The following is a 23,849-nucleotide window of genomic DNA, read 5'->3' as shown; positions in this document are numbered from 1 at the left end:
TGTTGTCTGCGTCCGTGATCAGCGGCGGCCGGCCGTACATGGTTTCATCCAGCCGCCCGGAAACCGCAGGATGGTATCTCGCATCTGTTCCAGATCGAGCCGGCGCCGATTGCGTGCCAGACATGAGTGATTGTCGGGGTCTGTCTGCCGCTGCATCGCCATGCGTTGATCGTCAGGAATGATCGAGGCCCGCTGGTAGGCGCGCGACGACAGAATCAGCTCGTGCAGCGGCTTTGTTCGCCAGCCGTTGCTGACAAAGTAGGCCGCCAGATATTCCAGCAGTTCGTGTTGCAGTGGCTGCTGCGTCCGCAGCCCGAAATCATCGGGATTTTCGACAAGCGGCGCTCCAAAGTGATGCATCCAGACGCGATTCACCCAGACGCGCGCGGTCAGAGGATTGTCGCGTGACGCAATTGCATTGGCCAGATCCAGCCGGCCGCTGCCGCTGGAGAACGGCTTTCGTCCGGGGCCGGTCACCGCGGCCAAAAACCGCCGCGGAACCGGAGCGCCGCGAGCTCCGGGATCTCCTCGCTGGAAGATCACCGGGTCGCAGAGGACGTCGGAATCCATCAGCACCATCGCTCGCCGCGGCCGCGTCGTTGTGTTTGACGGCGATTGCGTCCAGTTGACTGACCAGGCCGCGAAATGCGTCCGCCTGCTGTCGCTCCAGATATCGGGCGGTGTCTTCAATCGGAAACCAGACGGGTCCGGAGCGAGTCAACAGCAGAGACAGCAGCGGGTCGTTCTCAACCGCCGAGTCCGACGGGGGCGACTCCGATCGGGATGCCTCGACATGCTGCAACCAGACGTCGCGGAGGATGTTGCCATACGCGCGAGCGACCTGTTCGGGAGTCTTCGGTTCCGCTGCCACCAGTCCGTCGATGATTCGCTGATCGACGCCGCTTTGCCGCCATTCGTCCGGCCGCAGCACCGGTTCGTTCATCATGTCGTGCCAGGGACCGAAAACCGAATCGTCGGCCCAGGCTCGCCGGGCAATCAACTGCCGCCATCGCCAGGTGACCTGCGGTCGAAGCTGGTCCGGGATCAGTGACAGGAAGAAGATCGTCGTTTCGGAAATATCGGGTTCCGTTGTCGCAACCTGCACCAGATAGTCGGGAGTCCGATCGCGGGCGACTTGAAGCACTTCGTCATAATGAGCCTGGCGAGCGGCCAGCACTTCGTCTCGTTTGGCGTTGAATTCTGTTTCGAAGGCGGTGCCGGCTTCCGAAATGTCCTGGATGCGCGGTCGTTCCAGAGGTTCCTCGCAACTCGCGAAGACGCCGTACAGCGAGTAGTAGTCGGCCGTCGGAACGGGGTCGAACTTGTGATCGTGGCATCTGGCGCAGCCGACGGTCAGTCCCTGGAATCCGCGAGTGACGACGTCAATCTGGTCGTCGATAACGTCGTGGCGATTGCCGTCAAACATCCTGCCAAGAGTCAGCAGCCCCATGGCCGCCAGGTCGGGTGAGTCTTCGGGCAGATCCAACTGATCGGCGGCAAGTTGTTCGCGGATGAATCGGTCAAACGGCTTGTCATCGTTAAAGGCGCGAATGACGTAGTCGCGATAGGTGTAGGCGAACGGACGAATTCTGGCGTCGCCGTACATCAGCACACCGTCCTTGGCATCGGAATAGCGTGCCACGTCCAGCCAGTGCCGGCCCCAGCGTTCTCCGTATCGCGACGACGCCAGCAATTGCTGCACGAGCTTCGGGAATTGTTCGCGGGGCGTGGCGAGCTGCTGAATCGTGGGAGGAAGTCCGATCAGGTCGAAAGCAGCACGGCGAATCAGCGTCTTCATATCCGCCGGCTGCGTTGGGACCATGCCTGATTCCAGCAGCTTTCGTTCGATCAGCACATCGATCGGATTGTCGGTGGAATCAACGACGGGGGCCTGAACCGGCTGAAACGCCCAGTGATCGCGCGCCGCCGCTTCAATATCCGTGACGACTCGCGGACCCGTGCGAGGATCTGTGGCTCCGTTTCGAACCCACGTCACCAGATCCTGAATCTGTTGTTCGCTCAGGCGACCGCCGTCATCGGGCGGAGGCATCCTGAGTTCCGGATCTTCGTACGAAACTGCTCGAATCAGTGCACTGGCCGCGGGATCGCCCGGCACGATCGCCGGACCGGCCTCGCCGCCGCGCTGCCAGCCGGATTTTGAATCGAGTCGCAGATTCCCCGACGCTTCGTCCGGACCGTGACAGTGAAGACAGTGTTCCGCAAGGATCGGGCGAACTCGCTTTTCGAAGAATTCAATCCCGTCGTCGGCGGAATTCTGCTGTGCGGTACTCACTGCGGAGATCACTGTCGCGGCCGCAATCAGGATGATGCGCAGGAAACGCTGGCGGGGATGGCAGGTGGGTGGCATTTTCCGGGTTCCGGGAGCGTGATTCGTAACTTCTGCCATTGTCACCTTCGAGCCAGGCGTTGTGAAGCGGCCAGATCTCCGAAGGCTCCGCATGGCACAATCGCATCATTGTATCGCCATGCGACGTTGGTAAAGTGGTCGCGCCTGTACGGGACCGGTCATCATTCCGCTGATTTCGCAACAATCCGCACCTGGTCATCTGACTGGCAAAACTCGTCCGCCGAAATCTATCCGTTGAAACTTCTATCCGTTGAAACAAGGAGATTCTCCATGTCCGCCCGTCGCATCATCCGTGGTTGTGTCGCCGCACTGGTTCTGTCGCTCGGGACGCATTCTCTGGCCCAGGATGCTGAATGGATATCCCTGTTCGACGGCAAGACGCTGGACGGCTGGGAAAAGGTCGGCAACGAAAAAAGCGTCTGGGAGGTCAAAGACGGCGCGATCAGCGGATCCGGGCCTGCCTCCATGCTGGTTTGCACAAAAGGGCCGTACAAGAACTTCCGTTACCGCGCGGAAATCCGGATCAACGACGGCGGGAACTCCGGGCTTTACTTCCGCACAACTCGCATGCCCGGATTTACGGATGGCTATGAGGCTCAGATCGACAGCACACATACCGACCCGATCCGCACGGGTTCACTGTACGGCATGTGCCATGTCTACGAGCAGCATGTGAAGCCGGATACGTGGTTCACCTATGATCTGGAAGTCCGCGACGATGTGTGGCGCGGCAGAGACGTCACCCGCATCAAGGTGACGGTCGATGGTCACGAGTTGTACGAATATCTCGACTTCGCTCAGACCTTCCGGGAAGGACATTTCGCCTTCCAGCAGCATGACCCCGGCAGCCGAGTCAACATCCGCAAAATCGAAGTCATGCCGCTTCCATAACGCAGCCTCATATGCTCCCCCTTTCGACCGCCTGGTTCGCACAAGTGGCTCCTCTGAACCCCTCCCGGCCGAAGGCCAGCGGTGAGGGGTCGAACGAGCGGAGCAAGTTCGGGGGAGGGCAGTCCGCGCGTTGGTTGCACTGCGAGCGCACGACGTTGGCTGCGCGTTCGCTCCCGCGCATTGCTTCGCTCGTGCGACCTCTCCCTGCCGCTGCGCTGGGAGAGGTGGTTGGCGCGGTGCCTGGTGTGCGCGCTGGAGAACGCATTCCGTTCACGCCCTGATCAGGTCGTCGTTGACGCGTCCTTCGACGTCGGGCAGCGTGAAGTCTCGACCACCGAATCGGTAGGTCAGCGCTTCATGGTCGATACCAAGTTGATGCAGAACGGTCGCGTGAAGGTCATGGACCGTGACAGGATTTTCGACGACGCTCATGCCGAAGTCGTCAGTTCGACCGTAGACGAAGCCACGCTGGAATCCGCCGCCGGCAACAAGAATCGAATAGCACGACGTGTGGTGATCTCGCCCGTCGCGGCCGGCGGAATGCGGAGTCCGGCCCATTTCGCCAGCGACCACAATGATCGTTTCATCGAACAGTCCGCGCGATTTCAGGTCGCGGATCAGAGCGGCGATGGGCTGGTCAACGATGAAGCAGTTGGCTCCATGCCCTTTTCTGAGTTCGCCGTGCTGATCCCAGGAACCATTGGCGCTGAATCCCGGTGGCGTGACGATTTCGATGAAGCGGACTCCTGCTTCGATCAGCCGCCGTGCTCGCAGGCAATGCGTGGCGTAGCGTTCCTTCTGCGGATCTCCCGACCCCAGACCGTACAGCTTCTGAACGGCCCGGCTTTCCGCTTCGATGTTGAGTGCTCGCGGCAGATGATCCTGCATCCGCCGGGCAAGCTGATAGTTAAGCACGGCCGCGTCGATATCCCGCTGACCTCCGAGTTCTTCCGACAGCGTCCGGTCACGTGACTGCAGGAACTCCAGCTTGATTTGCTGTGCAGCGGCGGACCGGTCGCGCGACTGCAGATTGTCGAGCGGAATGCCGTCCGCTCGCAGCGGCGTCGCCTGGTGCTGAGCCGGCAGGAATCCATTCGAGAAGTTCTCCATTCCGCCCGGCAGCACTTCGTCGTAGTGCATCAGGATGTGGCCGGGCAGGTTTGAGTTTTCGCTGCCCAGGCCGTAATTGATCCACGCACCCCAGCTTGGAAACCCCGCGCGATTGCGGCCGGAATGCAGGAACAGATTGCCCACCGAATGCAGAGGCAGGCCGCCGCGCATCGAACGGATGATGGTCACGTCGTCGGCGCACGCAGCCAGGTGAGGCAGCAGGCTGCTGAACGGAATTCCCGATTCTCCGTGCTGACGAAACTTCCAGGGACTGGCCAGCCATTGGCGACTTCCGGGGCCCTGAGACTGAATGTTGTCGTTGATCGTGTTCCGGCCGTCATATTCATCAAGCACGGGTTTGGGATCGAAAATGTCGACGTGCGACATTCCACCCTGCATGAAACAGAAAATGACGTGCTTTGCCTGCGGGACAAAATGCGGGATGCGAACTGACGAATCCGAACCCGTCACGCGCGGCGTCACACCCGCGGTTGCCACCGTGCCGAGAGACAACTTCAGCATTGTCCGCCTGCTAACCGGCGAACACCCGGTGCGGACTTTAGAGGACATACGTGAATTCCTTGAGATTGTAGAGCGTATGGATCAGATCCTGCCAAACGGCCGAATTGTGGAGAGCATCTTCCGGGGAGGAATCGCCGTGCGCCGTTGCCAATTGTCCAAAGAACTGTGTGTATTCGTTTCGCTCAACTTCTGTCGGCCGCCGACTGAACAAGGTCAGGAACAGCCGGTCCAGTGCGGATTCGAAGGTGATGTTCGCACCGGATTCGTCAATCAGACGCGCGGCGTGTACGTGTGCCTGCTGATGGACGAACGGGTGATTCATCAGGCCAAGCGCTTGTGAGGGCACGTTGGTGCTGTCGCGACGTCCGCGCGTCATGGACGGATCCGGAAAGTTGAACAGTTCCAGCAGTTTCGGCGGTCCCATTCGCGTGACCTTCAGATACAGACTTCGGCGACCGTTGCCGTCCAGAGGTCCGGAGTACAGCTTGCGGCTGTCGATGTCCTCGGCGCGGTGTGGATCAATGCTCGGCCCGAACATTGTCAGGTCCAGGCGGCCGGACACACACAGCATTGAATCACGGATGACCTCCGCTTCCATGCGCCGCGAGGGATAGCGGTGGAACAGCCGATTCTCAGGATCCTTCTGCCGTCCGTCGCCGGATGTCACGGACGACTGCCGAAAGGTGTCGCTGAGCACGATTTCGCGGATCAGTGCCTTCACGGACCAGCCGGAATCGATCAGTCGCCGCGCGAGATAGTCCAGCAACTCCGGATGACTGGGCGCGTCTCCCAGGTTTCCGAAGTTATCGACGGACCGCACGATTCCGGCACCGAACAGGTAATGCCAGATTCGGTTAGCCATGACTCGTGCCGTCAGCGGGTTTTCGGGATCGGCGACCAGTTCCGCCACGCGCAGGCGGCCACTGCCGCGCTGCGCGGGATGCCTGGACATCCGTGATTCGACGGCCGTCAGGTAACTGCGATGGACGCGCTTCTGCGGAGTCGCCGCGTTGCCGCCATCCAGCAGCGGAACGTCAAAGCCGCTGTCCTGGTCGGACATGCCGACGATTCGCCGGGGCGTTTCGATCCGGTCTTCAAGCTTCCGATACTCCGACACCAGCTCCGCCAGTTCCGTTGACTGATCGTTGTCGCAACTGAGCAGTTCCAGGTCGATGAATGCGTTCAGCCAGAACACGTCGGACTCGACCGACATTCCGGCCGACCAGCGAGCAACCGCGTTCTTCAGGATCTCGCGATACCGCACCGCCAGGTCATCGGGACCGGCAGCCGGTGATTCGAACACCTTCAGTTGTGCGTGAAGTTCTTCAAACGGTGGCTGCTCAACGTCGTGGACGAACACTTTCGTCACGCCGAACCATGACCGCGGATTGTCGAGCATCGTCTGATATTCGGTCTGCGGCATGTTCAGCAGCGGATAACCCTGATCGTCCAGCGCCGTTGCCCATTCCAGCCATGACCGCAGCGGAACAAGCCGCGACTTCCGAATGTGCGTCAGGTCAACCGTGGCCCAGGCGAGTTTCGCCGAATCAAACCGGTTGGTGTGGAAATACGGCAGCGTGCAGTTGGCGATGACGGTACGGCAGACGCTTCGACGCTGTCCCATGGCCTGATAGCTGACGTATTTCCTGTCTTCCGGCAGCAGCGGTGATCGGACAACGGCATTCAGCTTCTGCGACAGGCCGTGCGAAAAACAACCCGCCGGCAGAAGATTCGAAATGACCTGCGGGCCGGCCGGAAGCACACTGAAGTCGCCATGCGGCGTGAAACATTCGTGATCTTCAACCGCGAGTCCTTCGAATCCCCAGTTGCTGAAGTCGCCGGCCGTGTCAGAGAAATCGCCGAACAACACATAGTTTTTACGATTGAACGCGACGCGCCGGTCGTTTTCCGCCGTCATTGTGTTGCGAGTTTCGTTCCAGCGATCCTGCCAGGTGCTTTCACCCGCCGAGTTTGTCATGTTCTGCCAGACGAACAGCGGATGCGTGATGTCGCCGGAGCCGGCGGGCTGGTGTCCGTTCGCCGCAGAATTCCGCAGCAGCTCATTCAGGCGTTCCGCTGAGAGCGTGTCGGCATGGTTCATCCACAACCCGCTCAGCATTCGCCGGATCTCTCGTTTTGACGCGGCCAGCTTCGCCTTGCGATCGTCCTGACGATGCGGAAGATCAAGCGTTCGAATCACCTGACGCGAACTTGCCAGAATTCCCAGCAGCCCGTAGTAATCGCGCTGAGGAATGTCGTCGAGTTTATGATCGTGGCATCGCGAACACGATACCGTCAGAGCCTGAAAGGCCTTGGACAGCGTATCGATCTGGTTGTCCATAACGTCCAGGCTGATTTCCGGATACAGCACGCAGTCGTCGTGGCCCGTTTCACCGAACCGATAGAACGCCGTTCCAATCAGTGATTCGTTGATGCCCAGGTCTTCATTGACCCGCGGAGCGTCCAGCAGGTCACCGGCAATGTGTTCGCGAATCAACTGGTCATAGGGCAGGTCGCTGTTGAACGCACGAATCAGGTAGTCGCGATATCGCCACGCATCGCGCACCAGATGGTTCCATTCGTAGCCCCACGTTTCCGCGAAACGGACGACGTCCATCCAGTGCCGTGCCCAGCGTTCGCCGTACTGCGGTGAATTCAGGTAGTGATCGACCAGCCTGGCATAGTGTTCGTCGGTCGGGTCGTCGACGAAGGCGTCCACGGTTTCGGGGTCGGGCGGGAGCCCCGTCAGCATCAGGCTGAGTCGCCGCACCTGGCGATACGGTTCTGCACGCGGGGCCGGCGACAGGGGAACCTTCTGCAGTTCGCGGCGAATGTAGTGATCGATGACAGAAACATCGAGGGTCGCGGTTCCGGTGTCGGCTCGCGGATCAAGCTGTTCGATGTCCGGAATCGGTCGAAAGCACCACGGGTCCCTCGGTGAGTCGGCTGCGTCGGACGCAGCATCATCATGCTCGGAATCGCTGGACACCACATGTGCTGCCGGAAGTGCCCAGCAAAGACAGATTCCGAAAAGCGTCAGCGTTGTTGACAGTTTCATCATGGGATCAGCCGCTCAAAATCAGAACTATCAGCAGCTCCGCACTCGCCTGTTCGAATTGACGAGCGGACTGCCGCGGTTGTCTCAGGCGATGATATCATGCAGCACATTGCCGCCGATATCCGTCAGTTGCCGAAGACGACCGGCATGAAGATACCGCAGCCGATCGTCGTCGAGTCCCATCAGGTTCAGGATGGTTGCGTGGACGTCACGAACCGGAATTTCGTCGCCGACGGAACGCAGCCCGAAGTCGTCCGTTTCACCGGCTGACGCGCCGCCTTTGACGTTTCCGCCGGCCAGCCACATGACCAGATTCCAGGAATTGTGTTCGCGGCCAGGCGTGCGGCTCATCGCGCCGTTTACAAAAGGAGTGCGACCCATCTCCGACGCCCAGACGACCAGCGTGTCTTCCAGCAGACCGCGTACATGAAGATCGGTCAACAGCGCGGCGACGGGCTGATCGACTTCCTGTGAATGACGCTTCATCCCGTCCCGGACGTTGCCGTGATCGTCCCAACTGTGCGGTCCGATCTGAACGCCGTGGACCAGCAGTGTGTAGCGGACTCCCGCTTCGACCATTCTTCTGGCAAGCAGACACTGCCGACCGAATCCCGAAGTCGTCGGATTGTCCAGACCGTACAGTTGCTGTGTCGCCTGCGTTTCTCCGGAAAGGTCCGCCAGTTCCGGCGCGTCGGACTGCATGCGAAACGCAAGTTCGTAGGCGTTGATGCGTGCCGCCAGTTCCGTGTCGTCGGGCCGGGCTTCGTGATGTCGCCGATTCAATGATGCCAGCACATCGAATTCCCGCCGCTGCTGTTTGGCGGACACACCATCGGGCCGCGCAAGATTCAGAATCGGCGTACCGGTCGAACGCAGCAGCGTTCCCTGGTACGAAGCCGGCAGATAACCGTTGGCCCACACCGCGGCACCATTCACGGGCGCTCCGCGCGGGTCCTGGATGACGATGTATCCGGGCATGTTGCGGTTTGGTGAACCAAGACCGTAGCTGACCCATGAACCGACGGACGGGCTTCCGGGAAACTGGCTTCCCGTTGTCACATGCAGTGTGGACGGGCCGTGATTCTGATTGTCCGTTTTGATGCCCCGAACCATCGCAAGCCGGTCGGCGTGCTGCGCCAGATGCGGAAACAGTTCCGAAAACCAGTGTCCCGATTCGCCGTACTGACGGAACTTGAACGGACTGCCGATTGCGACGTGAGGAAACGACAGACGTCCCTGCAGTTCGCCGGAAATGTCCGGAATGCGGGGCAGCCGACTTCCATGAACCTTCGTCAGCTCCGGCTTGTATTCGAACGAATCAAGCTGACTGACACCGCCCTGCATGAACAGAAAGATGCAGTGGCGTGCTTGCCGAGGCACATGCGGAAGTCGCTCGGCCAGCGGATCAGTCGCCGCCGCCGCCCGTTCCTCCGCGCGCAGCAGGTCATGGAACGCGACCGCGCCAAGTCCGTTGAACGCCGTTTTCAGAAAGGTGCGTCGCAGGGACGTTGTGGGAATCATGCCTGTCAGTTCCTGACGATGATCTGCGGGTTCCTCGTTCTTAGAACCCCTGACAAGACCTCCGAGGTCTCGCAGGTCTTGTTAGGGGTTCCTAGTCGACATACAGAAACTCGCTGCTGTTCAGCAGGACACGGCACACGGCGGCAAGCCCCGACTTACTGTCATCTGCCAGTCTTCGCAGTTCCGTCAGTTCAGTGGAGTCCGGTGATCGGCCCAGCGCGATCCGAAACGCGTACGAGATCTGTTCTGAAACGCCGGCATCATCCCCTGCTTCGCGGAGCACGCGTGATGCGAAGTGTTTTGCTTCTTCGCTGACGAACCGGCCATTGTACATCGCCAGCGCCTGAAGCGGAGTTACTGAGGAACGGCGCAGCGGCCGCGATTCGTCGCATACCAGCGAGTCGAACGACTGCATCAGCGGCATCGTCAGAGTCCGCTGTTGATAGATGTAGATGCTTCGCCTGCGGCCTTCCGGACCGTGCTGCGTATCCCACTTGCTGTTTGAGTATTTGACTCGTTCTTCGATGTCGTCCGGCAGCGGTGGAAAAATCGGCAGGCCAAACTGTTCGGGATTCAGCCGGCCGCTGACGGACAAGACGCTGTCGCGGACGGCTTCGGCTTCCAGCCGCCGTCGTCGAAATCGCCACAGCAGGGAGTTTTCCGGATCGATCCGGGAACAGTCCGCATCGACTCGCAGTGACGTCTGTCGGTAGGCCGCCGACATCACGATCAGCCGATGGATGGCTTTCAGGCTCCAGTTGTTCTGAACAAGCCGCAGGGCGAGCCAGTCGAGCAGTTCCGGATGCGATGGACCGCCGCCGAGTTGTCCGAAGTCGCTGGGTGAAGCAACAATCCCGCGACTGAAGTGCCAGTGCCAGAGCCGGTTCACAATCACGCGCGCGGTGAGCGGGTTTTCAGCGCTGGCGATCCAGTTCGCCAGAGCCATTCGTCGGCTGCGAGTGGGCCAGCGTTTGAACGGGTCGAGGCGAATTTCGGCGGGCTCGTCGTTGCCCGTGATGCAGCTTAGAAAACCGGCCTGGACTTCTTCGCCCGGATTGTCGTATTCGCCGCGAATCAACACGCGTGATGTCGGAACTCCGGGTTCATACGGCGGACCATACGAATGCCGCACCGACATCGCCACGGGCTGCAGGCGCTTCAGGTGCTGAGCCACAAAGTGTTCGCGGTTCGACAGCCACCGGTAACGTTCCCGATCCTGCGGCGACACCAGTTCGTTGTCCTGGGCGGTCAGCAGCGATTCCACATCCGTCCGTGCCGACGCGCCGGGATTGATGAATGTGCTCAGAAACGCCCCGTCGCCGCCGACTTCAAAACCGTAGCCTTCGTGAGCATGCTCAGCCGTGCCGATCACAACCAGCGATCCCGACTGATCCTGCGTGAAGGACGCGTCTGCGGCTGCACCGACAAGAAAATCGGCATCAAAACGAACGGCCGGAATCTCCGCCTGGCGCTCATCACCGCTGACGGTGCCGTCACCACCGATGGCGACTGTCGTCAATGTCGGCTGGAGCTGTGGTGCTGTCTGTGACAACGTGATTCCGCCGCAGCGATCGGTCCATCGCGCGACCTGACTGCCCGTCGCGGGATTGTCGGTGTCCGGATTGCCGTCGAGATCAGCTGCATTCAGCCAGAACCGCAGTCCGCTGTGCGGCGGATCGCACGTGCATCCCGCTGTCAGCCAGGACTGCAGTGCCGTCCGTTCATCGACGCTGAGCGGATGGTCGTAGATCAGCACGTGAGCGAACGCTCCCACGTGATGCGCCTGCTCAGCGCGGATGCGACCTGTGCCTTCGGAATACTGCCCCAGTGCAACGTGCTGCACGTTCGGAACATCGCCGAACCACTGTCCCTGATTGGAGCCGGCATTGCTGCCAGTCTGTTCTCGCGAACCAAAGTCCGTGAAGAACGCCCATTCGTTTGCGTCGCAGTTCACGATTGAAGCGTGCAGCGTGCCGTCGCTGACCGGCGTGCGGCCGAAGATGTAGTTGTTCCCGAGACCACCGCCCATCGCCTGAAGACCGAACCCTGCTTTGTCGTCCAGCTTGTCGGTGAGTGCCGCTTTGAGTTCTTCCAGTTGCTGCTTCGCGTCGGCCACTTCCTGTTGAAGCGCAGTGCGGCGGGCGGCTGCCCATTCCTGTTCGCCATCACGGTAAAACGTGGCGGGAAGCGAACCGCCGATCTGAAAGCCGTCGCCCGGTTCGGGGCGGGGCAGGGAGACCGTCGAGAAGAATGCCTTCAGGCGGTAGAAGTCTTTGGTGGGGATGTCATCGTACTTGTGGTCGTGACACTTCGCGCAGCCGACGGTGAGTCCAAGGAACACGGCACCGACGGTCGACGTCATCTCGCTCAGCAATTCGTGGCGCGATTCATCGCCCCGCGGTTCCGTGAACGGAGCGAGTCGCAGGAACGTCATCGCCACAACGCGTTCCGCGGGAGTTTCCGGCAAATCACCGGCTCCCATGATTTCTTCGAATTCGTCACCGGCGATTTGTTCCCTGATGAACTCATCGTACGGCTTGTCGCTGTTGAACGCGTCGATGACGTAGTCGCGGTATCGCCAGGCGTGGGGCAGATCCGGATCACCCTCGTATCCGGCCGTGTCGGCATAGCGAGCCACGTCCAGCCACAGCCGCGCCCATCGTTCTCCAAAACGAGGATCGATCAGCAACCGGTCGACAAGGTCCGCCCAGGCCTGTTCCGATTTGTCGCTGACGAATGCGTCGACGTCCTCCGGGGCCGGCGGCAGACCGATGAGGTCGAAGTACAGCCGGCGAATCAGCTGCTGACGAGTGGCCTCCGGCGCCGGACGCAGCCCGGCATCGTGCAGCCGACGCAGGACAAACGAGTCGATTTCGTTTCGAATCCAATCCGACGGCACGTCCGGCGGCGATGCTGCTTTCGGCGAATAGAACGGCCACGGTCGCTCGTCCTGCGACTGTGCATGCAGGGCGTTCGCGAGAAACACGGCAGCGCAGAAGATTGCGATTTGAGTTGCGCGTCTGTGCGACATCAGTAGGTCCGTGTCCGCAGTTTCCGATCGCTCAATCGTCATGAGTCTACCAGCAATCGCCGCCGATGAAATCAGGATCTGTGTGTTCGGGACGGGTATGTGTCCGTGTGCAATGTCCGTGGGCTCTTTCTGCCAGCGAGCCTGCTGGCGCCGGTCTTCGAACAAGCGACGCCTTTGGAGTGCGGCGACTCGTCGTCGCTTTCCTTTTCGCGGAATTGTCAGTTCTGAACTGTCGTTCGCTTTGCCGGCAAACACCGATTCCGTGCAGAGGAAAGCGATACTAAACCGCCGCACCCGAAAAATCGCCCTGTATCCAGGGGCAGGAGCCTCGTCCGCCGGGCATGCGCTCGTCACGGGTACCACGTCTTCGCAGAAGCTGTGCGGCGCAGCCGTCGGAAAGCGTTCTGGGGCGTGCTGGATTGATTGTGCCGAATACGCGGCAGGTCGTCTGTCTGCGGGTTCTGACCACAGATTTCACCGATTCACACCGATGGCAACAATGGGAGGGCGAGGCTCCCGCCGGCCCGCTGCCGCATCGGGCGCGCTTTGGCACGCATGGCTCGGCAGGAGCCTCGCCCTCCCGCCGAGCCGCCGCTGAATCGGGAGCCCGTTGGCATTTGCAACACCGCGTCGGTGGAATTCGCGGTGGTGGCAGCCGGCGGCGGGGCAGATTAGATTGCACCGCTTGTTGAAGTCCGGTTGATGCGTTCCGCGACCCGTCGTCGAAAGCCGCTTTATGTTTGTTGCGTCCCGCTGTGAACGACAGGCTGCGATGCCGGCTGCGGTCGGCGTTTCCATTCGCGGCGATTGGGATGGGACAAGACCACGGGACGTTGTCGCCGAAATGCGGAGCGAACGATGAAACCGGGCATTGCTGACACGTCGGAAAGTGCGGATGTTGTTGTCGGCACGAGTGGTTTTCGATATCGCGTCGCCGCGCATTGGCCTGCGCTTCCGTCGGGCTGGGATTTTGTCGAAGTCACGGCCGCCGCAACCGATTCGAACAACCGCGTCTACGTGTTCAACCGCGGCATCCATCCCGTGATCATCTTTTCTCCGGACGGCGACTTTCTGAGTTCCTGGGGCGAAGGTGTCTTCGCGCGAGCCCACGGGATCACCATCGGGCCTGATGATTCGGTGTACTGTGTCGATGATCTCGATCACACCGTGAAGAAGTTTTCTCCCGACGGCCGGCTGCTGTTGACGCTGGGAACCAGCGGGCGGTCGTCCGACACCGGGGCCACGACCGTCGACTACCGCACGATTCAGCGTGCGGGGCCGCCGTTCAATTTTCCCACGAATCTGGCGATTTCTCCGAACGGCGACTTGTTTGTCGCCGATGGCTACGGCAACGCGCGAATTCACCGGTTCACAGCGGATGGCAGGCTGGTTCTGTCATGGGGTGAAGCCGGTGACGAGCCGGGACAGTTTCATGTGCCCCACGGCATCGCCGTCGACGCGGCCGGGCGCTGTGTACGTGGCTGACCGGGAGAACAGCCGAATTCAGATCTTCTCCGACGATGGCCGGTTTATCAGCGAATGGACCGATGTGGCTCGCCCGTGCCAGGTGTTCATCGACGGCGATGCGAACGTCTGCGTCGCGGAACTGGGTTACCGCGCGGGGATGTGGCCCGGAACGTCCGCTCCGTCGGAAGATGCGACGGGAGGCCGGGTGAGTATTTTCAACTCGCAGGGCGAACTGCTGGCCCGATGGGGAGGCGGTGACAACCCGTGTGCAGCGGGAGATTTCTTCGCGCCGCACGACGTCTGGTGCGATTCTCGCGGGGACCTTTACGTCAGCGAAGTCACGATGTCCGCTGGCGGAAACCGGGGCCTGGTTGATCCCGGCTGTCACACGATTCAGAAATTTGTGCGATTGACCGAAGGGGCTTCGGAATGAATCTTTCATACCAGGATCTGGCAGTTTTGACGGCCGATATTTTTTCGGCCGCCGGCTGTCAGACTGAAGAAGCGCAGCGTGTTGCCCGGCATCTGGTGGAATCGAATCTGGTCGGACACGATTCGCACGGCGTCATCCGGGTTGCGTCATACGTCGACTGGCTGCGCGACGGCAAGATCTTCGCCAACAGGTCGATTCAGATCGTCACGGAAAGCGACGCGATCGCAGTTGTCGACGGGCAGTTTGGTCTTGGGCAGACGATCGGCGAACAGGCCATTGATCTGGGAATTGAAAAATCCCGCCGGCACGGTGTGGCAGTGATCGCTCTGCGGAATTCCGGCCACCTGGGACGGATCGGAGACTGGGCGATCCAGGCAGCCGACGCCGGCATGATGTCGCTGCATTTCGTCAACACCAGCGCGCGGGAATGCTGGTGGCTCCGTTCGGAGGGATCGACCGGCGACTGTCCGCGAATCCGATGGCGGCCGGTGTTCCCACGAACGGCGAACCGCTGATTCTGGACATGTCGGCCTGCACGATTGCGGAAGGCAAGATCCGCGTGGCGCTCAATAAGGGCGAACGCGTCCCTGACAACTGCATCATTGATTCCACCGGTCGGCCCACAGACGATCCGGCGGCGTTCTACACCGAACCGGGTTCCATTCTGCCGATTGCCGGACACAAGGGTTACGCTTTGTCCGTGATGATCGAAATGCTGGCCGGGGCGCTGACGGGCAGTTCCTGCACCAACCCGAAAAACAACTGGCGCGTTGTCAACGGCATGCTGTCGATCATCATCGACCGCAGCCGCTTTGGATCCGCCGAAGAGTTCTTTCCCGAAGTCGCTCGGTTCATCGAATTCGTAAAGAGTTCGCGGACTGTCGCTCCGAACGGAGAAATTCTGGTTCCCGGCGAGATCGAGCAGCGGACGAAAGCCAGCCGTCTGAGCAGTGGTATTGAGCTGGACGAAACGACCTGGCGGCAGATTCACGAGACGTGTGAGCGGCTTGGTGTCGAACACAGTTTTGCCCGGCCTGGTTCCGCTGCATCCGGCGCTGCGGAAGTCGTCATTCCCGGTTCCGAAGCCGCCCCGACCGACCGACGCTGACTATGGACGGCCCGGCCGCGGCGAAAACTCCGCTGGTCGGGTTAAGTACCGATCCCTGATTGGAATATCAGATGCCCATTGCGCCGCTTGAATATCCGGAGGTTCCTGAAACTCTGGCCGGCAGGATCAACTGGAAGATGCTGCGTTACTTCGGCGCGGGAGCCGTGCTGGCGTCGGTCACGATCGGCAGCGGCGAAACACTGATGGCGTCGCGGGGCGGTTCAGTCTTCGGATATTCGGTTCTGTGGGCTGTGCTGGCTGCGGCCGTGACGAAATGTGTGCAGGTCTATACGGCCGCCCGCCATATCACGCTGACCGGTCGGCATCCGATGGAAGACTGGGCTCGCGCGACTCGCGCCGTTCCGTGGTTCCTGCTGGTTCTGTGTGCCTGGTGTTTTCCGTTCCTGCTGGCCTTTCTGACTCTGGTGCTGGGCGAAATCATCAACGAGATGTTTCATGTCGCTGCGCCGGACGATCCCGGCTTTCGCACGTGGACTCGCATCTGGGCCACGGCCTCCGCGGTGGTGGCAATCATCCTGACGCTGATTCAGGGTTATGGCGTGATGGAAAAAGTGCAGACGGCTGTGATCGGATTGCTGCTGATCTGCATCGGAGCCGCGTGCATTGCGTCGAATCCGGACTGGCTGGCAGCCATCGAGGGCCTGTTCGTTCCCGCAGCTCCGTCGTACGCCTCCTGGCTGCTGGAGAAGTACCCGGACGAGTTTTCGAATCGAACGGCATGGGTGGAAACCACGGCGATCATCGGCTTCATCGGCGGCGGCACGTACGACTACCTCGGCTACGTGGGATGTCTGCGTGAAAAGTCGTGGGGAGCCATCGGCGACAGCAGCGTCACAGATCAGCCGACCGAAATCTCCTCCGATGCCGACAACGTCCGGCGCGGACTGACCTGGCTGCGGGCACCGGCCATTGACGTCACGGCCAGTTTTGTCTGCGTGTTTATCTTCAGCGTCTGTTTCGTGGTGCTGGGGGCTTCCATCCTGCATCCTCAACAAATCATCCCCGCGAAGAATGGCGAGCTGCTGACTCACCAGGCGCAGTTTCTGACCAGACTGCATCCGGCGCTGCTGCACCTGTACCGAATCGGTGTCTTCATGGCATTCTGGGGGACGATCTACGGCGCGTATGAAGTTTATTCGCGCACCGTTTATGAGTGCCTGCGTCCGATCAGCGAACGCGTCAGGCACATGCGGACCGGAACAATTCGCCTGTACGTGCTGCTTTATTGCGGACTTGGCGGGATCACATTGACGTGGCTCACGGAAAATCCCATCACGCTGATCACCTTTCCGTCGCTCGTCGGCGGAGTTCTGACCTGCGGACTGTGGTGTTTTGGAATGATCTGGCTGGATCGCCGCCAGCTTCCGGCACCGCTGAGAATGAAGCCGCCATTGCTGGTGGCCACGGTTGTTTCCGGCGCGATTCTGACGGCCATTGGCGGCAAGGCGTTCTTCGATTTTATCGCCGCAGTTGCCGGGAGCACATAGCAGCAAACGGCAACTATGCGTCAGGCGGGTTGGCCGTCGAATTGTCTCTTTCGCGGCCGGAACTCAGCCCGCAAACGTCTGGCTGGCCCCGTCGACGCGGATGATCTGTCCGCTGACGAATCGTGCGGCGTCGGTACACAGGAATCCAACGACAGAAGCGATTTCTTCCGGGCGGCCGTAGCGGTCCAGAGTACCTTCGGTCGCCAGCAGCCGGTCATCGATTTCGTGAATCCGCAGGAAGCGCTCTGTGACCGTGCCTCCCGGAGCGACACAGTTCACGGGGATGTTGAAGGGCCGCAGTTGTTCGGCCAGGCACCGCGTCCACGCGTGAACACCCGCTTTGGCGACGCCGTAGATCGAACCCGCCGGGCGTCCGACACAGCCGGCGATGCTGCCGATGGTGATGATCCGGCCCGACTTTCGAGTCATCATCGGCTTTGCGACCGCGCGGCAGCACAGCATTGTGCCCAGCAGATTCCGGTCCATCACGCTCTTCAGGTCGTCCAGCGAGATTTCCAGGCAGTCATCGCCGGCCGGCCTGCCTCCGCGTCCGGTACTCGTTCCGCCGGCACCGATATCACCTCCGGCGCAGCAGACCAGGATGTCGATCTGCCGCCACCTGGCGCGAATTTCGCCGGCGATTCGTTCAACGTCGTCCTCACTGGTGACGTCGCCCCACGTCGCCATCACATGGCTTCCGGACATCGCTGCGATCTGTCCGGCAAGTTCGTCCATGGTGCTGCCTTCGTTGAACGTGGCAGGGCTGTCGGGGCGAGTTCCGTGAACGGCGACCGAGGCTCCCAGCCGGGCAAGCTCTTCCGCCATCACGCGACCCAGTCCCCGCGACGAACCTGTGACCCATGCGACCTGTTCGGCCAGCGGCCTGCTGTCTGTCGTCATTCGCGATTTACTTTCTGCAGTAAGATTCAAAGCCAGAGTCAGCGTGCAGAATGTTCGCGGCCACCGAGTGTGTCAACGAAGGGAACGTATTCGCTGCTGTCTGCGACGCAGTGCAGCGCATGCGGGCAAGTGCCGACGGAGTCCGGACTTCCGGAAGTCGGCATCGGACGTCAACGAACGGCTTTCGACTTCAACGACACAGCTGACAATCCGGGCGGCCGTGTTCGGTTGCAGCGCGAGCGGAAGCCGGTCAGCATGTTGTCGCGAAATGCCGAAACGGTGTCGTCGAGCGAAATCGCTTTCTTCAGGTCTCTCACCGGGAGTCTCGCCATGTTCAAAATCAGGAATGTTTCTGTGATGCTGCCTGCGTTGCTGCTGCCCGCGGCGCTGTTGTGTTGCGGCCAGGCAGGACGTGCAGATCTGCCGCCGACGCAGCACGACATCGTCCCCGCCGACTCGAAGCTGGAACTGCTGTTCGACGGTTGCTGTGCTCTGAGCGAAGGTGTCGCTGTCGCGCCGGACGGGATGCTGTACTTCAGTGACATCACATTCTCGCACAAGTGCCGTGATGATTTCGGCAATGTGGAAGCCGGCAACATCTGGAAACTTGATCCGAAGACAAAGGAGGCCACGATCTTTCGGTCGCCCAGCGGCATGTCCAACGGTCTGAAGTTCGACGCCGCCGGGAATCTGTTAGCCGCGGAAGGAGCCGATTACGGCGGTCGCCGCGTGACGCGAACCGACATGAAAACAGGCCGCACTCACGTCATCGCCGGGTTGTTTCAGGGACGAAAGTTCAATTCGCCGAACGACATTTCCCTCGACGAAAAGGGACGCATCTACTTCAGCGACCCGCGATATCTGGGGCACGAAACGATCGATCAGCCGCTGCAGGCCGTGTACCGCATCGACCCTGACGCTTCCATTCACCGCATCATCACGGATGTCGGCAAACCCAACGGCGTTTGTGTTTCACCGGATCAGAAATCGCTGTACGTCGTCAGCAACGACAACGGTTCCGCCGGCATTGAACAGCTTTCGGAAGACACACCGACGCACAAGGGTCAGATGGCTCTTCTGGCATACGACCTGTCGCCGGCCGGCGAAGCGACGTTTCGCAAAGTGCTGGTGGATTATTATCCGCAGGATGGTCCGGACGGACTGATCGCCGACCGTGATGGCAACCTGTACGTGGCTGTCCGCGACGTGACTCGCCCCGGCATCTGCGTGTACTCGCCTGACGGCACGGAACTGGCCTACATCGAAACCGAAATTCCCACCAACGTGGGTTTCGGCCGCGGCCAGGACAGCCGCACCTTGTATATCACGGCCGGAAAAAGTGTGTACCGCATTCGTCTGAAGAAGGAAGGCTACCAACTGCCGCCTGTAAAATGAGCTGCCGAAGGCCATCGACGCTGCGGCAATCGTAGCTACGGCGATGATGCGGAATCCTGCGTCAGGCTGGACAGGTAGGCGACCAGGTCGGCGACCTGTGCGGCGGTCATGTCTCGCAGCAGCAGGTCCGGCATCATGGACTGCTGTTGCGGGACGAGTTCTTCCACTTCGTCTGCTGAGAATACGGTCAGAGCACCTTTGGTGTCTTTCAGCACGACCTGCTGATCGTCTCGCTTCACCAGCAGGCCGGTCGCCACTTTTCCGTTGGTCGTCTGGACCAGATGAACCTGGTACTTCGGATCGATTTCCCGGGACGGATTCAGAATCGTGTCCAGCAGCCGGCTGCGTTCCGGGTATTTCTTTCCCGCCCCGCTGAGGTCGGGGCCGATTTCGGTTCCCTGTCCGTTGATCTTGTGGCAATTGCGGCACTGCACGCTGGCGCCTGTCAGGAACAGGGCCTTTCCACGTTCGATGTCTCCTTCCAGGGCCAGGATAGTTTCCGGCTGAATGATGGTCCCCAGGCGTTTGGGTCGCATTTCTTCGGGAAGGAATCCTTCGAACAGGTCCCGGATATGATCGGCCGAGCTGTTTGCTGCGCGTTCGATTACCTGCTTTCGAACAGCGGCGTTCAGAACATTCGAATCGGTGGCGCGCATCAGCCGCATGGCTCCGGGAGTCGTCGTCAGCAGGCCGTCGATGGACTGGGCCAGCGCATCACCGGTAAGCGAATCCAGTGAGGCGATCGTGTCGCCAATGGTGTCATCCGATGCGGCAGGAGCCTGTTCGGCGATCCATTCGTGAATCAGGTTCATCCCGGCGTGATCGATGAGATTCGACCCCAGCCGCGGCATGCGACCGGGTCCCAGCTTCGAAATCCGATAGAACAGCACGCTGCGATAAGGGTCACCAGGAGCCAGCAGGCGCGCGTCGGGAATCAGGAATCCTCCCTGCCGCGGGCGTTCGTCGGCGATTCCCATTTCGTCCTGAGTCACGGTGGCCAGCAGCAGAAAGTCGCCATTGCCTCCGCCCCATTTGCGGTGACAGTGCGAGCAGTTTGCATGCAGATAGGAGCGAGCACGCCGGGAAACGTCGCGGGCGGGATCACGGTAGTCGTCGAGAGCGGGCAGGGTATCCGGCGATTCCGGCAGACTTGTGGCAAACAGACTGAGTTCGTCAAAGACCTGAAGCTGATTGCTGGTTGTGCCATCGTACTCGAAGTCGCGGTTTAGCTGCAGCGTGTTGATTCCCAGCACGTACTTGGCGGCCATATTGTGACACACCATGCATTCGGCTCGTCCAGGAAAGTGCCAGGTCTGGGTGCGTTTTCCGCCTGGTGCCGACGGATCCTGAATCGTCAGTGCGACATCTTTGCCGAGCGGCTCTTCCAGCAGGACGGCGTCCGTCTGATCTTCGTTCCAGATGTAGGTGTAGCCGCGCCACAACTGGTCACCCACGGATTCGCTGCCGAGAAGCTGTTCGTAGTGCAGCAGCCGCGTTTCCAATCGACGTTGGCTGGCCGGATTCCCGGGTTCCATCTCCAGGGAGATTGTCTCCATCGCCACCGTTCCGTCGGGAAACTTCCAGCCGTGAGGAGCACCAGGAGCCGGTTGCGGATAGGTGATACCGTCGAATTCGATTTTCGAATCGCCGGGAAGTGCCAGGTACCGTTCCTTCGCCGCCCCGTCGATCCACTGCGGAGCGATGACGTCATAGGGGATCACGCCGTTTGCAACTTCATGATTGGCAACGGACGAAAACAGCCCGGTCTGACTCAGCAGTCGAGGGAAGTTGATGCTGGTGTCCGCGTCCGGATTCTTTTCCAGTCGGTTGATCAGGCCGCTCATGTGGTCGACCAGGAACAGCTCGCCGGAATGATCCTCGCCGAAGCCCACCAGCCGCAGCGCGGAATCCACAAGTTCGCGATGTTCGGAGACCTGCTTCGTGTCGCGGTCGTAGCGGAACATCCAGATTTTGCCGGTGTCGTAGTCGCCGTAGATGTAGGCCCCCGAGAGCTCCGGCAGCCTTTTGCCGTGATACACGAATCCGCCGGTGATCGATCGAAATTCCGCGTGATCGTGTTCGACAACCGGCGCCACGAACGGCGTCGGTCCGCGTTCGCGATCGGGCCGAAATGTGTGCCCGCCTTCCATGACGCTCCAACCGTAGTTTCCGCCTCGTTCAATCAGAAAAATCTGTTCCCAAAGATCCTGCCCGACGTTTCCCGTCCACAGGTCACCGGTCGCGGAGTCGAAGGAAATTTTCCACGGCTGCCGCAGACCGTACGCCCAGATTTCTCCGCGAGCGTTGTCGACGCCGACGAACGGGTTGTCCGGCGGAATCGCATACGGCAGTCCGGGATCGTGCCGATCGACGTCGATGCGCAGGATCGATGCCGACAGGTCGCCGATGTCCTGACCGGTCAGCAACTGGTCAGCGATGCCGCTGGAATCGCCCGTGCAGACGTAAAGCATTCCGTCCGGTCCGAATTTCAAACAGCCGCCGGTGTGTCCTCCGGACGGCCATTCAATCACGACTTCCTGCGACTGCGGATCAAACTTCATGGTCCCGTCACCCGCCGCCGTGAATCGTGAAACCCGCATGCCTTGCGGATCTTCGGGATGCACCTGCAGCGTGACGAAGACCTGTCCGTTTTCCGGAAACTTCGGATGGAAGGCGAAGCCCATGAAATGGATGTTTTCGCCGTCGCGCAGGTCCAGCAACACGTCGGCGCGACTGGCGTCGTTGCGATTTTCAAACGACAGAAGCCGGCCGAAGCGCTCAAGGACAAACAGTCGCTCCGTTCCCGGGGCGGAAGTCATGCCGACCGGTTCGTCGAATGTCAGCTTTGGAAACGCGTTGACGGTTCGATACGGCGCCGGCGGATCAGGCGTGCCTGTGACCCGTGACGTCGTCCACGGCACGCGGCGTTTCGTGTTGAACGAATCCGCGTTCTGAGCGGACACGTCCGAACACAGAAGTAATATGAGGAAAACGGCCGGCAGACACAGTTCACGTCCTGGACGATTCATGCGAAGACACTCCTGAACTTTGACCGTAGATAACGTGCGGCGAACATTGCCGTCATGCCAGAATTGGATGCACCACGTTTCCAGCCACGTCGGTCAGCCGATGATGGCGTCCCTGAAACTTGAACGTCAACTGCGTGTGATCGATGCCCATGCAGTGCAGCATCGTGGCATGCAGGTCGTGAACGTGGACGGGGTTCTGTGTGATGTTGTAGCCGTAATCATCGGTCGTGCCGTACGTCGTGCCGGGGCGAATTCCGGCGCCGGCCAGCCAGACCGTAAAGCACCGCGGGTGGTGATCGCGGCCGTAGTCGGTCGCGGTCAGCTTTCCCTGCGAGTACACCGTGCGTCCGAATTCGCCGCCCCAGATGACCAGCGTATCCTTCAGCAGTCCCCGCTGCTTGAGATCCGTGATCAGGGCGGCAGAGGCCTGATCCGTGTCTTCACAGCGCAGGCGGATGTTTTTCGGCAGTTCGGTGTGTTGATCCCAGCCGCGGTGAAACAACTGAACGAATCGAACTCCGCGTTCGCACAGTCGTCTGGCCAGCAGGCAGTTGGATGCGAAGGTGCCGGGCTGACCGGCCTGGGGGCCATACAGATCCATCACATGCTTCGGTTCGCCGGACAGGTCGGTCAGTTCCGGCACGGACGTCTGCATGCGGAACGCCATTTCATATTGAGCGATCCGGGTGGCGATTTCCGGATCGTGAAATTCGTTCAGGCTGAGCTGATTCAGCGAAGTCAGGTCATTCAAAAAGCGGCGCCGAACGTTGCTGTCGATACCCGGCGGATTGGAAAGGAACAGCACCGGATCGCCGACCGACCGGAATTTCACGCCCTGGTAGCGAGTCGGCAGAAATCCGCTGCCCCACAGGCGGTCGTACAGAGGCTGATCACCGCTGCCGGAAACCATCGCGATGAATGCGGGCAGATTCCCGTTTTCGCTTCCCAGGCCATAGGACAGCCAGGCTCCCATGCTCGGCCGCCCCGCGAGCTGCGCGCCGGTCTGAAAGAACGTGATCGCCGGGTCGTGGTTGATCGCTTCCGTGTGCATCGATCGGACAAAGCACAGTTCGTCGGCGATGCGAGCAGTATGCGGCAGCAGGTCGCTGAGCCACGCTCCGCTTTGCCCGTGTTGCGAAAACGGAAAGATCGACGGAGCGACCGGGAAGCTCGACTGTGACGACGTCATGCCCGTCAGCCGCTGGCCCTGCCGAATGGAATCCGGCAGCTCCGTCGCACGCAGATCCGCCAGCCGCGGCTTCGGGTCGAACAGATCCAGTTGCGAAGGTGCTCCTGACTGAAACAGGTAGATCACCCGTTTGGCTTTCGCCGGAAAGTTGGGAAACCGTTCCAGTCCCTGCCGCGGGTCAGATTCGGAATCGTCCGCGCCGGAATCCGGATTCAGCAATGTCGCGAGCGCCGCTGCGCCAAGTCCCGTTGCCGTGCTGCCGAAGAAATGACGTCGTGTTTCAGAAAGTATTTCGTCGCTTCGGATCATGACTCATTCC

The 23,849-nt window shown here is 60.6% G+C and carries 16 protein-coding genes; 7 read left to right on the top strand and 9 right to left on the bottom strand.

Features of this window, described 5'->3' with window-relative positions; translation table 11 throughout:
• Positions 1–18: 18 nt before the first annotated feature.
• Together R3C19_09665 and R3C19_09660 are read right to left on the bottom strand one after the other, a co-directional pair.
• Positions 19–393: a DUF1553 domain-containing protein gene (locus R3C19_09665; protein ID MEZ6060617.1), complete on the bottom strand. Its 375-nt coding sequence runs from the start codon at positions 391–393 to the stop codon at positions 19–21.
• Positions 320–2,368, bottom strand: a complete 2,049-nt coding sequence (locus R3C19_09660; protein MEZ6060616.1) for a DUF1549 domain-containing protein — start codon at positions 2,366–2,368, stop codon at positions 320–322. The genes R3C19_09665 and R3C19_09660 overlap by 74 nt, the downstream gene beginning before the upstream one ends.
• A 270-nt stretch (positions 2,369–2,638) precedes the next feature.
• On the opposite strand from R3C19_09660, the gene R3C19_09655 reads away from it, so the two are divergent.
• On the top strand, positions 2,639–3,259 hold the full coding sequence (locus R3C19_09655) for a DUF1080 domain-containing protein (GenBank protein ID MEZ6060615.1): 621 nt from the start codon (positions 2,639–2,641) through the stop codon (positions 3,257–3,259).
• 270 nt (positions 3,260–3,529) lie between these two features.
• Here R3C19_09655 and R3C19_09650 read toward each other — a convergent pair whose 3' ends face one another.
• The 4 genes from R3C19_09650 to R3C19_09635 form a co-directional block, all read right to left on the bottom strand.
• Positions 3,530–4,891, bottom strand: a complete 1,362-nt coding sequence (locus R3C19_09650; protein ID MEZ6060614.1) for a DUF1501 domain-containing protein — start codon at positions 4,889–4,891, stop codon at positions 3,530–3,532.
• Positions 4,892–4,928: 37 nt separating this feature from the next.
• Positions 4,929–7,952 (bottom strand): DUF1549 and DUF1553 domain-containing protein, encoded by a 3,024-nt coding sequence (locus R3C19_09645; protein MEZ6060613.1) that lies wholly within the window; start codon positions 7,950–7,952, stop codon positions 4,929–4,931.
• An 81-nt stretch (positions 7,953–8,033) separates the two neighbouring features.
• On the bottom strand, positions 8,034–9,470 hold the full coding sequence (locus R3C19_09640) for a DUF1501 domain-containing protein (GenBank protein MEZ6060612.1): 1,437 nt from the start codon (positions 9,468–9,470) through the stop codon (positions 8,034–8,036).
• A gap of 91 nt (positions 9,471–9,561) precedes the next feature.
• Positions 9,562–12,501 carry a DUF1549 and DUF1553 domain-containing protein gene (locus R3C19_09635; GenBank protein MEZ6060611.1) on the bottom strand — a complete coding sequence of 980 codons (2,940 nt, stop codon included), beginning with the start codon at positions 12,499–12,501 and terminating at the stop codon, positions 9,562–9,564.
• 858 nt (positions 12,502–13,359) lie between these two features.
• On the opposite strand from R3C19_09635, the gene R3C19_09630 reads away from it, so the two are divergent.
• From R3C19_09630 to R3C19_09610, 5 genes are all read left to right on the top strand, one after another.
• Positions 13,360–13,986: a hypothetical protein gene (locus tag R3C19_09630; GenBank protein MEZ6060610.1), complete on the top strand. Its 627-nt coding sequence runs from the start codon at positions 13,360–13,362 to the stop codon at positions 13,984–13,986.
• Positions 13,979–14,401, top strand: coding sequence for a hypothetical protein (locus tag R3C19_09625; protein ID MEZ6060609.1), 423 nt, complete (start codon positions 13,979–13,981; stop codon positions 14,399–14,401). Before R3C19_09630 ends, R3C19_09625 begins: the two co-directional genes overlap by 8 nt.
• Positions 14,398–14,916: an Ldh family oxidoreductase gene (locus R3C19_09620; GenBank protein MEZ6060608.1), complete on the top strand. Its 519-nt coding sequence runs from the start codon at positions 14,398–14,400 to the stop codon at positions 14,914–14,916. Before R3C19_09625 ends, R3C19_09620 begins: the two co-directional genes overlap by 4 nt.
• A complete protein-coding gene (locus R3C19_09615) occupies positions 14,835–15,509 on the top strand; it encodes an Ldh family oxidoreductase (protein MEZ6060607.1) in 675 nt (224 codons plus the stop codon). Before R3C19_09620 ends, R3C19_09615 begins: the two co-directional genes overlap by 82 nt.
• A gap of 71 nt (positions 15,510–15,580) precedes the next feature.
• Positions 15,581–17,017 (top strand): Nramp family divalent metal transporter, encoded by a 1,437-nt coding sequence (locus R3C19_09610; protein MEZ6060606.1) that lies wholly within the window; start codon positions 15,581–15,583, stop codon positions 17,015–17,017.
• A gap of 63 nt (positions 17,018–17,080) precedes the next feature.
• Here the strand turns inward: R3C19_09610 and R3C19_09605 are convergent, their stop codons facing one another.
• Positions 17,081–17,917: an SDR family oxidoreductase gene (locus R3C19_09605; GenBank protein MEZ6060605.1), complete on the bottom strand. Its 837-nt coding sequence runs from the start codon at positions 17,915–17,917 to the stop codon at positions 17,081–17,083.
• A 330-nt stretch (positions 17,918–18,247) separates the two neighbouring features.
• Here R3C19_09605 and R3C19_09600 point away from each other — a divergent pair, with 330 nt between their 5' ends.
• Positions 18,248–19,312 carry an SMP-30/gluconolactonase/LRE family protein gene (locus tag R3C19_09600; GenBank protein MEZ6060604.1) on the top strand — a complete coding sequence of 355 codons (1,065 nt, stop codon included), beginning with the start codon at positions 18,248–18,250 and terminating at the stop codon, positions 19,310–19,312.
• A gap of 35 nt (positions 19,313–19,347) precedes the next feature.
• Here R3C19_09600 and R3C19_09595 read toward each other — a convergent pair whose 3' ends face one another.
• Positions 19,348–22,341 carry a PQQ-dependent sugar dehydrogenase gene (locus tag R3C19_09595; protein ID MEZ6060603.1) on the bottom strand — a complete coding sequence of 998 codons (2,994 nt, stop codon included), beginning with the start codon at positions 22,339–22,341 and terminating at the stop codon, positions 19,348–19,350.
• A gap of 52 nt (positions 22,342–22,393) precedes the next feature.
• Positions 22,394–23,839, bottom strand: a complete 1,446-nt coding sequence (locus R3C19_09590) for a DUF1501 domain-containing protein (protein MEZ6060602.1) — start codon at positions 23,837–23,839, stop codon at positions 22,394–22,396.
• Positions 23,840–23,849 lie beyond the last annotated feature (10 nt).

It is taken from the genome of Planctomycetaceae bacterium (genome assembly GCA_041398785.1).
Classification (GTDB): Bacteria; Planctomycetota; Planctomycetia; order Planctomycetales; family Planctomycetaceae; genus JAWKUA01.
The sequence above is the reverse complement of the archived record's forward strand: the minus strand, read 5'-3'. Positions and strand labels throughout refer to the sequence as shown.